10 protein-coding genes are annotated in these 14375 nt (G+C 71.7%); 5 read left to right on the top strand and 5 right to left on the bottom strand.

Features of this window, described 5'->3' with window-relative positions:
- The first annotated feature begins 40 nt into the window (after window positions 1–40).
- From EF918_RS11975 to EF918_RS11960, 4 genes are read left to right on the top strand one after another with little or no spacing between them, the layout of a single operon-like run.
- Window positions 41–1147, top strand: a complete 1107-nt coding sequence (locus tag EF918_RS11975) for a substrate-binding domain-containing protein (RefSeq protein ID WP_125644632.1) — start codon at window positions 41–43, stop codon at window positions 1145–1147.
- 13 nt (window positions 1148–1160) lie between these two features.
- Window positions 1161–2354: a toxic anion resistance protein gene (locus EF918_RS11970; RefSeq protein WP_125644630.1), complete on the top strand. Its 1194-nt coding sequence runs from the start codon at window positions 1161–1163 to the stop codon at window positions 2352–2354.
- Window positions 2351–3955, top strand: a complete 1605-nt coding sequence (locus EF918_RS11965) for a VWA domain-containing protein (RefSeq protein ID WP_125644627.1) — start codon at window positions 2351–2353, stop codon at window positions 3953–3955. The genes EF918_RS11970 and EF918_RS11965 overlap by 4 nt, the downstream gene beginning before the upstream one ends.
- Complete coding sequence (locus EF918_RS11960) at window positions 3942–4559, top strand: hypothetical protein (RefSeq protein WP_125644625.1); 618 nt, start codon at window positions 3942–3944, stop codon at window positions 4557–4559. Before EF918_RS11965 ends, EF918_RS11960 begins: the two co-directional genes overlap by 14 nt.
- 186 nt (window positions 4560–4745) lie before the next feature.
- Here the strand turns inward: EF918_RS11960 and EF918_RS11955 are convergent, their stop codons facing one another.
- Window positions 4746–6572, bottom strand: a complete 1827-nt coding sequence (locus tag EF918_RS11955) for a phosphoenolpyruvate carboxykinase (GTP) (protein WP_125644623.1) — start codon at window positions 6570–6572, stop codon at window positions 4746–4748.
- A gap of 237 nt (window positions 6573–6809) precedes the next feature.
- On the opposite strand from EF918_RS11955, the gene EF918_RS11950 reads away from it, so the two are divergent.
- Entirely contained in the window at window positions 6810–7481 is a 672-nt protein-coding gene (locus EF918_RS11950) for a hemolysin III family protein (protein ID WP_125644621.1), read from the top strand.
- A 57-nt stretch (window positions 7482–7538) separates the two neighbouring features.
- Here the strand turns inward: EF918_RS11950 and EF918_RS11945 are convergent, their stop codons facing one another.
- The 4 genes from EF918_RS11945 to EF918_RS11930 form a co-directional block, all read right to left on the bottom strand.
- Window positions 7539–9914 (bottom strand): galactose oxidase-like domain-containing protein, encoded by a 2376-nt coding sequence (locus EF918_RS11945; RefSeq protein WP_125644667.1) that lies wholly within the window; start codon window positions 9912–9914, stop codon window positions 7539–7541.
- Window positions 9915–10055: 141 nt separating this feature from the next.
- On the bottom strand, window positions 10056–11246 hold the full coding sequence (locus EF918_RS11940; RefSeq protein ID WP_125644619.1) for a glycosyltransferase family 2 protein: 1191 nt from the start codon (window positions 11244–11246) through the stop codon (window positions 10056–10058).
- Entirely contained in the window at window positions 11243–12769 is a 1527-nt protein-coding gene (locus EF918_RS11935; RefSeq protein ID WP_260610097.1) for a glycosyltransferase family 39 protein, read from the bottom strand. Before EF918_RS11935 ends, EF918_RS11940 begins: the two co-directional genes overlap by 4 nt.
- Before the next feature lie 176 nt (window positions 12770–12945).
- Window positions 12946–14256, bottom strand: a complete 1311-nt coding sequence (locus EF918_RS11930; RefSeq protein WP_260610095.1) for a glycosyltransferase — start codon at window positions 14254–14256, stop codon at window positions 12946–12948.
- Window positions 14257–14375: the final 119 nt, after the last annotated feature.

Here is a 14375-nt window from a genome sequence, read left to right as displayed (position 1 = left end):
GACCGCCTGGACACCTGACGTTCACTCAACCCGACGGGGAATGTGGGCTTCCGCGAGCAGGCTGCGGCGTGTGAGACGCATATTCGGCATCGCCCTGGCGGTTCTGCTGATCGGCGGCGTCATCGCCGTCATGCTGATCGGCGGCGAGAACCAGGGTGGCACGGCAACGAAGACCGTGCGGGGAGTGATCGGATCGGAGAAGGCCGAGTTCTTCGAGGATCCCGATGTGGTCAAGGCACTGGCGGCCAAGGGCTTCACGGTCCGGACGGAGACGTCGGGCTCGTGGGCGATGGACCGGCTGCCGCTGAAGGAGTACGACTTCGCCTTCCCCTCCAGCAGCGAGCCCGCCGTCGAGATCGAGGCGAAGGCGCATCTGCAGGGCGCGCAGACCGCCAAGCCCTTCTACTCGCCCCTGGTGGTCGTGGCCCGCGCCGACGCCGCCAAGGTGGTCGCCGACAACGGGCTGGCGAAGCTGACCGGCAGGAACACCGGCACCCTGCTGATGGGCCCCTACCTCAAGGCGGCCGGCGAGGACCGCACCTGGCAGCAGCTCCAAGGATCGGCCGCCCACGCGGAGTTGACCGGGACGGTGTTCATCAAGGCCACCGACCCCACCTCCTCCAACTCCGGCGCCCTGTTCCTGGCCGCCACCTCCCACGTCGCCAACAACGGCACGGTGGTCTCCGACGACGCCGGCATCGAGCGGACCGCACCCCTGCTGCGCAAACTGATCAGCGTCCAGGGCTCCCTGGCACCCAGCACCGACGGCCCGTTCCGGGCCTTCATCAGCGGCGCCGGTGACCCCCTGATCCTCGTCTACGAGTCCCAGGTCGCCTCGATGCTGCTGCAGAAGCACGACCCCGGCGACATGGTCGTGCTCTACCCCGACACCACCGTCAACACCGAGCACACCTTCGTCCCGCTGGGCGAGAAGGCGCGCGAGCTCGGCGCGCTGCTGGCCACCGACCCCACGCTGCGCGCGCTGGCCGTCAGGCACGGCTTCCGGCCCCGCGACGGCCTCGCGGAGTTCACCAAGGCGACCGAGCCGCACTCCGCCTACCTCAACCAGAAACTGACCGGGATCCGCCAGGTGAACACACCCACCGTCAAGATCCTCATGACGCTGGCCCAGCGGGCCAAGGGCTAGGGGGACCCGAGCCATGACACCGACACCGCCCGAGGACACCTCGTTCGTCCTCTCACCGCCCGAACCGGTCGCCCCCGTACGCCGCGAGCAGGCCTCGGGCCTCGTCCCGCTGGAGGACGGGGTGCGCGAGGAGATGGCCCGCCGGGCCGGCGAGTACGTCGGCTCGCTCGCCGGACTCGACGCCCGCTCCCCCGAGTTCGCCACCCGGATCGGCGAAATCGTCGGGCTCGGCACCGCCGACATGCGGGCCGCCGCCCAGCAGTCCCACCGGATGCTGGACCGCACCGTCCGGGCCCTCGGCTCGGCCCGCGGCGAGGCCGCCGACGCCCAGGCGCGCGTCGGCAACTGCCTGGTGGAGCTGCGCCGTACGGTCGAGGACCTCGACCCGCACGACTCCCCCGCCAAGGGGGCCCGCCGGCTGCTGGCCAAACTGCCCGGCGGCAACAAGCTGCGCGACCACGTGGCCAAGTACGCCTCGTCCAAGGCGACCCTGGACCGCATCGTGCAGGCGCTGCGCTCCGGCCAGGACGAACTGCGCCGCGACAACGCCGCGCTCCAGACCGAGCGGGCCCGGCTGTGGGAGACGATGGGCACGCTCCAGGAGTACGCGGTGCTCACCGAGGCCCTGGACGAGGCCGTCGGCCGGCGCGTGGCCGAGGCCGAGGCGGCCGACCCCGCCCAGGCCGACGCGCTGCGCGCGGACGTGCTCTTCCCGGTCCGTCAGAAGCACCAGGACCTGCTCACCCAGCTCGCCGTGTGCGCCCAGGGCTACCTGGCCATGGACGTGGTGCGGCGCAACAACGACGAGCTGATCAAGGGCGTGGACCGGGCGGCGAACACCACCGTGTCGGCGCTGCGGATCGCCGTGCTGCTCGCCTCGGCGCTGGACGGCCAGCGCCGGGTGATCGAGCAGGTGAACAGCCTGCGCAGCACCACCGAGGACATCCTGCGGCGCAACGCGGACCTGATGGACGCACAGACCGCGGAGATCCAGCGGATCGCCGCCGACCCGGCCGTCGGCGCCGACACCCTGGAGACGGCGTTCGCGCAGATCTTCCGCACGCTCGACGCGATCGACACCTACAAGGTGCAGGCGACGGAGTCGATGGCCGCCACCGTCGCCACGCTGACCGGCGAACTCCAGGCCGCCACCGCCCGTCTGGAGCGCACCCGGACCACCGGGATCCTCGAAGGAGGCACGGCATGAGCCGCAGCCGCAGAACGCCCCGGCTCGCCGCCGCCCTCGCCCTCGTCCTGGCCGCCGTGTGGGGCGCGGCCGGCTGCACCTCCGACGGGCCGGAGGAGCACAAGCCGGCCCCGTACCGGGAGGGCACCCTGCGGGTGCTGGCCTCCAGCGAACTGGCCGACATGGAGCCCGTGCTGGAGCAGGCGAGGAAGGCCACCGGGGTCACCGTCGAGCTGACCTGGTCCGGCACCCTGGACGCGGTCGAGCAGGTCACCTCGGGCCGGGCCGACGGGACGTACGACGCGATCTGGCTGTCGTCCAACGACTACCTGCGGCTGCGCCCGGAGGCCGCCGGAAAGCTCAGCTCCGAGACCCCGGTGATGTCCTCCCCGGTGGCGATCGGGATCCGGCCGGCGGCACTGGCCCGGCTGGGCTGGAAGCCGGAGCAGGTCACCTGGTCGGCGGTGCACCAGGCGGTGACCGCGGGGCAGCTGACGTACGGGATGACGGACCCGGTCCGCTCCAACTCCGGCTTCTCGGCGCTGGTCTCGGTGGCCTCGGGGCTGTCCGGGGCGCAGGCCGCGCTCACCGACGACGACGTACGGCGGGCCACGCCGCGGCTGAAGGAGTTCTTCGCCGGACAGAAGCTGACCTCCGGCTCCTCCGGCTGGCTGGCCACCGCCTGGACCAGGCGCGGTGACGTGGACGCGCTGATCAACTACGAGTCGGTGCTGCTGACGATGGACCGCGACAGCACGGACTTCACCGTGGTCCGCCCGACGGACGGCGTGGTCACCGCGCACTACCCGCTGACGCTCCTGACCTCCGCCCCCGCCGGGGCGCGCGAGTCGGGCCGGGCGCTGACCGAGTACCTGCGCGGCGCGCCGGCGCAGGCGCAGATCACCGAGCGGACGTTCCGCCGCCCCGTCGCCCCCGGGGTGACGCCGGCCGCGGGCCTGGGCGGCGACAAGCGCCGGGAGCTGCCGTTCCCCGGCACCCGCTCGGTCGCCGACGGGCTGCTGGCCTCGTACGAGCACGAGCTGCGCCGGCCCTCGCGCACGGTCTACGTGCTCGACACCTCCGGCTCGATGGCCGAGGAGGACCGGATCGGACGGCTGAAGACGGCGCTCACCGAGCTGACCGGCACCGGCGGGTCGGGCACCGGGCGACGCTTCCGCGATCGCGAGGAGGTGACCCTGCTGCCCTTCGGCGACAAGGTGAAGAAGGTCATGACGCACGTGGTGGAGCCCGGCGACCCGGGGCCGGCCCTGGACGCGATCCGCAAGGACGTCGGCTCGCTGGAGCCGGACGGCGGGACGGCGGTGTACGGCAGCCTGAAGGCGGCCTACCAGCACCTGGGCCAGGGCACCGCGGACGCGTTCACCTCGATCGTGCTGATGACCGACGGCAGGAGCGGGGACAGCAGGAAGGAGTTCGACTCCTTCTACGCCGGGCTGCCCGAGGCGCAGAGGAAGACCCCGGTCTTCGCGGTGCTGTTCGGGGACTCCGACCGCAAGGAACTGACCGCCGTCACCGAACTGACCGGCGGCCGGCTGTTCGACGCCACGCGCGGCACCGGCTCGCTGGCCGGGGCCTTCGAGGAGATCCGTGGCTACCAGTAGGACGGCCGGCAGAGCGCTCGCGTACCTGGAGTCCACGAAGAACCTGGCCGGCTGCGCCTGCGGCGTGGCCGGGGTGGGGCTGACGCTGGCGGGGGTCGCCGGGACGTACTGGCCGGTGGTGGTCGCCGGGCTGTACGCGGCGGGCGCCCTGATCGCCCCGCCGCAGCGGGTGGACGTACCGCGCTTCCCCGACGCCGCCGAGCAGCTCGCCGTCCTGCGCGAGGACTTCGCGCGGCTGCGCGAGTACCTGGCCGAGGTGGAGCTGCCGCAGGCCGCCGAGGGCGGGCTGACGGAGCTGCTGGAGCTGTACGCGGCCCTGCTGGAGCCGGGCTGGGTGGCCGACCTCGTGACCGCCGACGCGGACACGGTGCACTTGCTGTCGCGGGCGATCCGGCAGGACGTGCCGGACTGCGTGGACACCTACCACCGGGCGCGGTGGTGGACCCGGCTCAACCCGGGCACGGTGGCGCCGGAGCGGGCGCTGGAGCAGCAGTTGGCGGCGCTCGTCGAGGAGGCGGAAGCGGTGGTGGCGCGGCTGCGGCAGGCCGCGACCGACGAGCAGGAGACCCACCGGCGCTACCTGGACCAGCGCAACCAGAGCTGAACGCACCGACGGCGGGCCTTCGCTGACGCGAGGGCCCGCCGTCGGGTGTGCGCACACGGCCTGCCGGACAGGAGCGTGGACAGACGCTCCGGGCCGGCATGACAGGTGGCCGGTGCGGACGGTGGGAACCGTCTTGGTCGGGGGCTCCCACACATTCATGGCGCCCTGTTCAGGGCGGGGAAACGATCAGCCCAGGCGCTCGACCAGCGCGTGGTACTGCTCCCACAGCTCCTTGGGCGTGTGGTCGCCGTAGGTGTTCAGGTGCTCGGGGACCAGGGCGGCCTCCTCGCGCCAGACCTCCTTGTCGACCGTGAGCAGGAAGTCGAGGTCGGCCTCGGCGATGTCGAGGCCGTCGAGGTCGAGGGAGTCCTTGGTCGGCAGGATGCCGATCGGGGTCTCGACGCCCTCGGCGGTGCCGTCGAGGCGGCCGACGATCCACTTGAGCACGCGGCTGTTCTCGCCGAAGCCGGGCCAGACGAACTTGCCGGCGTCGTTCTTGCGGAACCAGTTCACGTAGTAGATCTTCGGGAGCTTCGCCTGGTCCTTGTCGGCGGCGACCTTGACCCAGTGGGCCATGTAGTCACCCATGTTGTAGCCGCAGAACGGCAGCATGGCGAACGGGTCGCGGCGCAGCTCGCCGACCTTGCCCTCGGCGGCGGCGGTCTTCTCGGAGGCGATGTTCGAGCCGATGAACACGCCGTGGTTCCAGTCGAAGGACTCGGTCACCAGCGGCACGGCGGAGGCGCGGCGGCCACCGAAGAGGATCGCGGAGATCGGGACGCCCTTGGGGTCCTCCCACTCCGGGGCGATCGTCGGGCACTGGGCGGCCGGGACGGCGAACCGGGCGTTGGGGTGCGCGGCCGGGGTCTCGGACTCCGGGGTCCAGGCGTTGCCCTTCCAGTCGATGAGCTGCGCCGGGGGCTCCTCGGTCATGCCCTCCCACCACACGTCACCGCCGTCGGGGGTGAGCGCGACGTTGGTGAAGACGGTGTTGGCGTACATCGTCTTCATGGCGTTGGCGTTGGTGTGCTCGCCGGTGCCGGGGGCGACGCCGAAGAAGCCGGCCTCGGGGTTGATCGCGTAGAGGCGGCCGTCCTCGCCGAAGCGCATCCAGGCGATGTCGTCACCGATGGTCTCGACCGTCCAGCCGGGGATCGTCGGCTCCAGCATGGCCAGGTTGGTCTTGCCGCAGGCGGACGGGAAGGCGGCGGCCACGTAGCGGGCCTCGCCCTGCGGCGGGGTGAGCTTGAGGATCAGCATGTGCTCGGCCAGCCAGCCCTCGTCGCGGGCCATGACCGAGGCGATGCGCAGGGCGTAGCACTTCTTGCCGAGCAGGGCGTTGCCGCCGTAGCCGGAGCCGAAGGACCAGATCTCGCGGGTCTCCGGGAAGTGCGAGATGTACTTGGTGGTGTTGCAGGGCCACGGCACGTCGGCCTCGCCCTCGGCGAGCGGGGCGCCGAGGGTGTGGACGGCCTTGACGAAGAACCCGTCGGTGCCGAGCTCGTCGAGGACGGCCTGTCCCATGCGGGTCATCGTGCGCATGGCGACGGCGACGTACGCGGAGTCGGTGATCTCGACACCGAGCGCGGACAGCTCGGAGCCCAGGGGACCCATGCAGAACGGGACGACGTACATCGTCCGGCCCTTCATGGAGCCGCGGAAGATGCCCTTGTCTCCCGCGAAGATCTCCTTCATCTCCGCCGGGGCCTTCCAGTGGTTGGTCGGGCCCGCGTCCTCCTCCTTCTCGGAGCAGATGAAGGTCCGGTCCTCGACGCGCGCGACGTCGGTCGGGTCGGAGGCGGCGTAGTAGGAGTTCGGGCGCTTGGCCGGGTCCAGCTTCTTGAAGGTTCCCTTGGCCACGAGCTCCTCGCACAGGCGCTCGTACTCGGCCTCGGACCCGTCGCACCAGACGATCCGGTCCGGCTCGGTGAGGGCAGCGATCTCCTCGACCCAGGCGATCAGGCCGGGGTGGTTCGTCGGGACGGAAGTGGGAGCCGCGTTGTCGCGCGCCACGATTGCTCCTTGTTGAGGGGTTGTTTGGTGTTTGCCCCGTGGGGGCTGCGACCCGGATGCTTCGCTGATCCGCTCATCCGGTGCCGACCGCACTCATCTGATCATCCGGTCTGGCTGCGCATATGTCCAGGGGGCCTCTCACGTGAGCATCGCCACGTCCGTCAATGTTCGGTAAAGCGAACAACAGGTAAATATGCCCCTCGTGGGGCCGCAGAAACCTACGGAGGCGTAGGTAGCATGGCGCCCATGACTTCCGACGCCACCGCACAGGCGACCGGCAAGCCGCTGCTGCGCGGCTGGCTGCACGCCGGCATGTTCCCCGCCGTGATCGTCGCGGGCCTGGCGCTGATGACCTTCACCGATTCCGCACGGGCCCGGGTGGCGTGCGCGGTGTACGTCCTCACCGCCTGTCTGCTGTTCGGGGTGAGCGCGCTGTACCACCGCGGCACCTGGGGACCGCGCGGGGAGGCCGTCCTGCGGCGCCTGGACCACGCGAACATCTTCCTCATCATCGCGGGGACCTATACCCCGCTGACGGTCCTGCTGCTCCCCGCGTCCACCGGACGCACCCTGCTGTGGGCGGTGTGGATCGCGGCCGCCGCGGGGATCGCGTTCCGGGTCTTCTGGGTCGGCGCCCCGCGCTGGCTCTACACGCCCTGCTACATAGCGATGGGCTGGGCGGCGGTCTTCTTCCTGCCCGACTTCCTGCGCACCGGCGGCATCGCGGTGCTCGTCCTGGTCATCGTCGGCGGCCTGTTGTACAGCGCTGGAGGGGTGATCTACGGGATCAAGCGCCCGAACCCCTCCCCGCGCTTCTTCGGCTTCCACGAGGTCTTCCACTCCCTGACCCTGGTCGCCTTCATCGCCCACTTCGTGGGCATCTCCCTGGCCGTGTACCAGCACGCCTAGCCGGTCCGGCACGCCCAGCCGGTCCGGCACACGTGCCGGACCGGGGCGCGTGACGGGTCAGCAGGCGTACCCGTCCCCGTCGGGGTCCAGCTTCAGCGGGTCGCTGCCGTTGACCTTCATCCGGCGCGGGTACTGGTGCGCGGCCAGCCAGTCGCAGCGGTCCTGGGCGCTGTTGCGCACCTCCGCCGGGAAGCGGCTCGGCACGCACAGGTTGACCGAGCCGTAGTGCCGGTCGCAGCCGGCCACGCTCGGGGCGACCGGGACGGAGTCCCGCGGGGCCGGGTTCTTCTTCGGCGCCGCCTGGAGCTGGTCGGCGAAGGCGTGGACGTGCGCGGCGGGGCTGCGGTCGTCGCCGCCGGCCAGGGCCTGGGCCGCCGCCGTCGGGCCGCCCAGGTGCACCCAGGTGGCGATCGAGGGAACGCCGTTCGCGTCCACCGCGAAGAGCATGTACCAGCCGGGCGGGGCCAGGTTGGGGTTGCTGGTGACGTTGAGGTCGACGGTGGTGCCGTTGACCACGGTCAGCGGCAGGTCCACGAACCGCTGGTTGGGGTCCGAGGAGTGCGTGACGGCCGCCGGACGGATCAGCTCCGCCTTGGCGACCGGCCGGTTCACGGTGATCCGCTGGGTGTCGCCGTAGACCCACTGGGTGTCGATCACCGAAGTGATCTGCGGCCGCGGCCCCTTGAACAGGTACGGCGGGGTGTAGATCGACACGTTGTGGTTGTACGTGCCGTTGCCGGGGTTGTCGCCCACCGACATCACCCGCCCGTCGGGCATCAGGAACGCGCTGGAGTGGTACGTGCGCGGGATCGGGTCGACGGCCATGCCCGGCTGGTAGGTGTTGGTGGCCGGATCGAACAGCGAGGCCTCGAAGACCGGGTCGGCACGGTCGTGCAGGCCGCCGCCGGTCTCGAAGACCTTGCCGTCGGGCAGCAGCACCGCCGAGACGTACATCTTGCCCTCGGCGCCGGTCTGCGGACGCTTGCCGGCGCCGGTGTCGACCAGGCCCTGCGGGAGGTCGGGTCCGGCGACGTACCCCGGGGAGGGCTTCTTCAGGTCGATGATGTCGGTGATCCGGTTGGCGGCCGGGTTGGTCTCGTTGTTGCCGCCGCCGATGGTCAGCACGCGCTGGTCCTGGGCCGGGGGCAGCAGCACGCTGGCCGACTCGTCCCGCTCGTCCTTCTTGCGCAGGCCCGGCACGTCCGTGATGGTGTTGGCGGCGTAGTCGTAGATCGACGCGCCCGAGCCCTGGGTGCCGTTGCCGAAGGTGTGGCTGCCCGAGTAGAACAGCCGGCCGTCCTGCATCAGGATCATCGACGGGTACAGGCCCCAGTACGACCAGGTCTGGTTGACCTCGTTCATCGGCAGCCACTTGTTCTGGGCCGCCGAGAACTTCTCCGCCGTCACGTTGCCGGTGGAGTCCTCCTTCAGACCGCCGAAGGAGATCACGTCACCGTTGCCGAGGACGGTCGCCGACGGGTACCAGTGCCCGCCGTTCATGTCGTTGGTCCTCGTGTACGTCTCGGTCGCCGGGTCGAAGACGTAGGAGTCCTTCAGGCCCTGGTAGCCGATCTTGCCGTCGGCCGACGGATAGCCCTTGTTGCCGCTCATCACCAGCACCCGGCCGTCCGAGAGCTGCACATGGCCCGAGCAGAACATGTCGACCGGGGTCGGGACGGTCCGGAACGAGCCGTTGGCGGGATCGTAGACGGCCGAGGTGAAGGTGCCCGCGTTGAACTGGGCGATGTCGTTGCCCGAGCCGGCGATCAGCAGCACCTTGCCGTTCTTCAGCACCACCGCGTGCATGGAACGGGTGGGGTTCTTGGCCGGGATCACCTCCCACCTGCCCTTGGCGCACTCCTCCGGGGTGCCGGTGCAGGTGGGCGCCGGGCCGGTCGCGCCGACCTCCTCCATCGCGTAGTCGTCGGTGGTGAGCGTGCCCACGCCGTACACCGAGATGCCCCAGGCGATCTTGTCCGTGCCCGGCGGGACCACGGGCGTACGGACCTGGGTGCGCGCCCAGCCGGCGCTGACCGGCGGGTTCTGCAGGTCGGTCCAGTACTGCCAGCCGGCGACCGTGTCCCGGCGGAAGACGGTCACCGACACGTCCGGGGTGTCGGACCGGTACCAGGCCGACAGGTCGTACTGCTTGCCCGGGGTCACGCCCGGCGCGCAGGCCGAGGTCTCGGTGACCAGCGCCTTGCGGTCGCCGCTGACCCGGCGGGTGAGCTGGACCCGCATCGCCCTGGTACCGGTGCGGGCGTCGGCGACGGTGGTGAAGGAGAAGTCGTTGTCGCCCCAGCCGGACTTCGACCAGCAGGAGGGCATGTCGGAGCCGGCCGGGCCGGCGGTCTCGAAACCGGGGTTGGTGAGCAGGTTCGGCGGTCCGGCCGCGGCCTGCTGCGGTGCGGTGAGCAGCAGGCCCGCGGTCATGGCCCCGACGGCGAGCAGGGCGGCCCGCAGGCGCCTGGTCCGCCGCCGTAGCGTGCGTCGCATGGTGATCGCTGTTCCTCTCTGTGCGGCTCCGTACGGCTCGTGCGTACGGCTCGTACGCACGGGCTCGGCTCGTAGCGGTCAGGGGGTGCGGCGCCCGGCGGCGGCGTGACGGGCCGGGGACCGGCGGCCGGGGCGCGGCAGGTAGACCAGCGCCTCGGTGGCCGCGAAGCGCAGCACGAACGTGGTGACCAGCGCAAGGGCGGTCGCCGGGAGCACGCCGAGGCCGAGCCGGGCGACGAACAGCGCGATCAGCGGGATGCGCAGCAGCAGGTCGGCGTTGGCGAGCAGGGCGAACCGGCCGAGCCGGTCGCCCCAGTGCCGGTGGCGGCGCCGGTCGCGGAAGAGCAGTGCCTCGACGGCCACGAAGTTCCACAGCACGCCCGCCTGGTTGGCGACGACCTCGGCGGGCAGGTAGTGCATCCCGGCCCCGGTGAGCAGCCACAGGGCGGCGAGGTTGGGGACGAAGCCGGACAGTCCGATCAGGCCGAAGCCGATCATCCGGGCCAGCGGGGTCGCCGAGCGCAGCGCGGCCAGGTGCGACAGGAAGCGCAGGCCCTCGCGGGCGGTGGACTTCGACTCCCCGGCGAAGCGCTCCTGGAAGACGAACGGCACCTCGGCGACCGTGCGGGGCCGGCAGCGGACGGCCAGCTCCAGCAGGATCTTGTAGCCGAGCGGGCGCAACGCGGCGGATGCGACGGCCGTGCGGCGCATCGCGAAGAAGCCGCTCATCGGGTCGCTGATGCCGCGCAGGGCGCGCGGGAAGAGGCCCTTGGTCAGCCAGGTGGCGCCACGGGAGACGGCCACCCGGTAGCTGCCGGCCAGGCCGGCGCGGCTGCCGCCGCTGATGTAGCGGGAGGCGACGACGAGTTCGGCGCCGGTGCGCTCGCCCGCGCCGACCAGTTCGGGCACCAGGTGCGGCGGGTGCTGGAGGTCGGCGTCCATGACCACGACCCAGTCGCCGCCGGCCCGCTCCAGCCCGGCGACGACGGCCCCGCCGAGGCCGCCGGAGGCCCGTTCGCGGTGCAGGACGGACACCGGGAAGGGGCAGTCGCGGGCGGCCTTCTCGATCACGTCCGGGGTGTCGTCCGTGGAATCGTCCACGAAGAGGACCTCGTACGGCCGGTGCGCGGGCAGGGCCGCGCAGAGCCGGCGCAGCAGCTCGGTGACGTTCCCGGACTCGTTGAACGTCGGCACGATCACGGTGACGCCGCCGGCCGCCGGGGTCCCGGCGGTCCCGGGTGCGGCGACACCGAGGACCTCCTCGCTCATGACCGGCTCCCGTTCCCGGGCGTGGTCCGGCGGATCTCGATCCGGTCCTCGCCGGTGCCGAACACCGCGACCGGGACCGAATGCTCCAGCGCGGCCTTGACGTTGGGCAGGTTCACCGCGTCGCGGCGCACGGTGGGCGAGGAGACGACGTAGTCGATGTCGCGCCAGCCGCCCGGCAGCGTGGCGGTGACGGCCGGGTCGAGGTCGGCCTTGTAGAACCAGATGGCGCCCGGCCCGGGGACGTAGCCGTGGTGGACGGCGTCGAGCCAGAGCGCGTCGTCGACCAGGATGCGGGTGCGGGCCGGGTCGGGGACCTCGCTGCCGAGCCAGGCCGCGGCCTGCCGGTACGGGGCGTTGGCGTCGACGGTGAGCGCGGTGCGGTCGCCCTCGTACCAGCGCGGCACGACGAAGCCGGCGGCGGCCACGGCCAGCACGGCGACCAGCGCGTACCGGGCGGCGCGCAGCGTCCGGCCCTCGGTGGTGCGCCGGCGCCGGTGCAGCACGGCGTGCCCGATGCTCGCGGCTCCCCCGGCCAGGACCAGGGCGAGGAACGGCAGGGCCTGGATGACGTACATCGCCGGGAGGTAGCCGGAGGGGCGCAGCGCGACCAGCGCCAGGATGACGGCGGCCAGCGCCGGCCCGGCGAGTGCGCGGGCGGTGACCGACCAGCGGAAGGTGACCAGCAGCAGTACGGCTCCGGCCAGTCCGCCGAGCGGCAGGACGGTGTCGTAGTAGAGCCAGGACTCGAAGACGCCGTGCGCGCCGGAGCCCGGGTCGAGGAGGAAGCCGGATCCCTCGCGGCCCATCTGGTACGTGATCCCGCCGATCAGTGAGACGTGCCCGGGGCCGGGCAGGAGTTCGCCGTTGAGGAGGGCGTACAGCGGGTACGAGAAGCCGATGAGCGCGCAGGCGGTGACGGCGCCGGTGACCGCGAACTTGCGGGTGTCGCGGTGGCTGTGCCGCCACATGGTCACCAGCAGTGCCGGCAGCACCACCAGCATCGTCTCCTTGGTGAGGACGGCGGTGGCGGCGGCCAGCCCCGAGGCGAAGTGGTGCCACAAGTGGCGGCTGGGCGAGGCGGCCAGGCAGAAGGCGAGCAGCATCCACAGGACCGCGAGATTGTCGAGGAAGATCTCCCGCTGGAGCACGACCGACAGCGGGGAGAGCCCGAACAGGCCCATGGCCAGCCCTGCGGCCCAGCGCGGCAGCCACAGCCGGCGCGCCAGGACGTACAGCAGGACGCTGGAGGCGGCGGAGACGGCGAGCATCGAGAACCGCATGGGCGCGACGGTCATCGACTCCGGCACGAACAGCGAGGGCAGCCAGGTGAGCGCGGCGACCTGGATCCAGCCGAGCGGCGGGTGGTCGTACCAGTAGGTGTAGTGGGCCAGGCCCTCGCCCTGCTGGACGGCCCAGGCCTGGGCGAGGTAGGTGCCCTCGTCGTCGGACAGGGTCGGGAAGTTCGTGATGTTCCAGCCCTGGACGGCGACGATCGCGAGCAGCAGCGTGCCGCACAGGATCAGGTCCGGGCGGGAGGAGCGAAAGCGGAACGGTGCCCTGTGCTCCCCGGCGGGGCGCGGCCGGAGGCCGGACCGGCCCGGCGCGGGCCGGACGGGCAGCGTGGCGACGTCGGCGGGGACGTCGGTGGTGTCGGTGGCGGCGGTGGACCGGGGATCAGTGGCCGTGGGCAGGGTGGCGGTCACTGGTGGACGTCCTCTCGGGTCTGCGGAGCCGGGACGGTGGTGGTGGCCGGGGCGGCGGCGCCGGTGGGCTCGGTGAGGTGGGCGCCGACGTGGCTGGTCAGCTCCCACTCGTTGCGGCCGCGCTGCTCGCGCCAGACCGCGCGGATCGCCGCGCCGGCGAGCATCACCTGGTAGAACGGCCCGCCGGCGATCAGCTTGAGGTAGTGCACGAAACGGACGCGCAGCCCGTACTGCCGGCCGAAGTCGTGCAGGCCGACGATCTCGAACACGAACGTCACCAGCGCCGTGATCATGGGGAGGAAGGTGACGAACGCGATGCCGACGGGCACGTCGAGGAAGAGGGCGACGGCGAAGTTGACCGGGATGATCACCCCGGAGGCCGCCTGCATGAACGGGGTCATCAGTGTGTAGCGGGCCAGCCAGCGCTGCCCGCGGCCGGGCAGCTGCTTCCAGTCCCTTTTGCGGTAGACCTGCAGGAAGCCCTGGTTCCAGCGGGTGCGCTGCTTGAGCAGGCTCATCAGCGAGCCCGGGGTCTCCTCGCGGGTGACCATGTCGGAGTCGTAGGCGACGACCACCTTCTTGCCGACGGACGACAGCCGTACGCCGAGGTCGCAGTCCTCGGCCAGGCAGTTCTGGTCCCAGCCGCCGGCCGCGCGCAGCACCTCCGTACGGACGAAGACCGTGTTGCCGCCGAGCGGGATGAACCCCTTCTCGGCGTGCAGGTGCAGCCGGGAGCGGAACCAGAAGAAGTACTCCAGGCAGTTGCGCAGGCTGTACCAGCTGGAGTGGAAGTTGATGAGCTGGACCCCGCCCTGGACCACGTCGGCGCCGGTGGCGCGGAAGGCGTGGTCGACGTGGGCGAGCAGCTCGGGGTGGACCTGGTCCTCGGCGTCGAAGACCCCGACGATGTCGCCGCGGCAGTGCGGCAGCGCGGTGTTGAGCGCCTTGGGCTTGTTCTTGGTCTCGTGGTGGTCGACGACCACGCGGACCCGGTGCGGCGCCCGGTCCGCGGCGCGTTCGGCGACCGCCGCCGTCCCGGGGTCGTCGTGCCCGACGACGACGATGATCTCGTAGTCGGAATGGCTCGACTCCAGGAGCCGGTCGATGGTGTGCTCCAGCACGGCCTGCTCGTGGCGGGCCGGCAGGAGCAGCGAGAAGGCCAGCCGGCCGCCTCCGTCGGGGCGGCCGAAGCGGGTGGCGGCGAGCGTCTCGGGCGTCCGCCACGCGTGCATCTGCCACCACAGGGTGAACGCCGCCATCCAGAACAAGGCCAGCGACACAGCAACAATCAGCACAGAGGTGAACAAAAGGCCCCCCACAGGCATGCCGCGGCACCCGGTGGCGCGCGGCGACGTCTGAATCCCCTGAATTCCCCCGGGGACACGCGGGCCCCCCGGCCCGTCTCTTGTACCCCCATCCTAGCCCA

This window comes from Streptomyces sp. WAC06614 (assembly GCF_003949795.1).
Classification (GTDB): Bacteria; Actinomycetota; Actinomycetes; order Streptomycetales; family Streptomycetaceae; genus Streptomyces.
The sequence above is the reverse complement of the archived record's forward strand: the minus strand, read 5'-3'. Positions and strand labels throughout refer to the sequence as shown.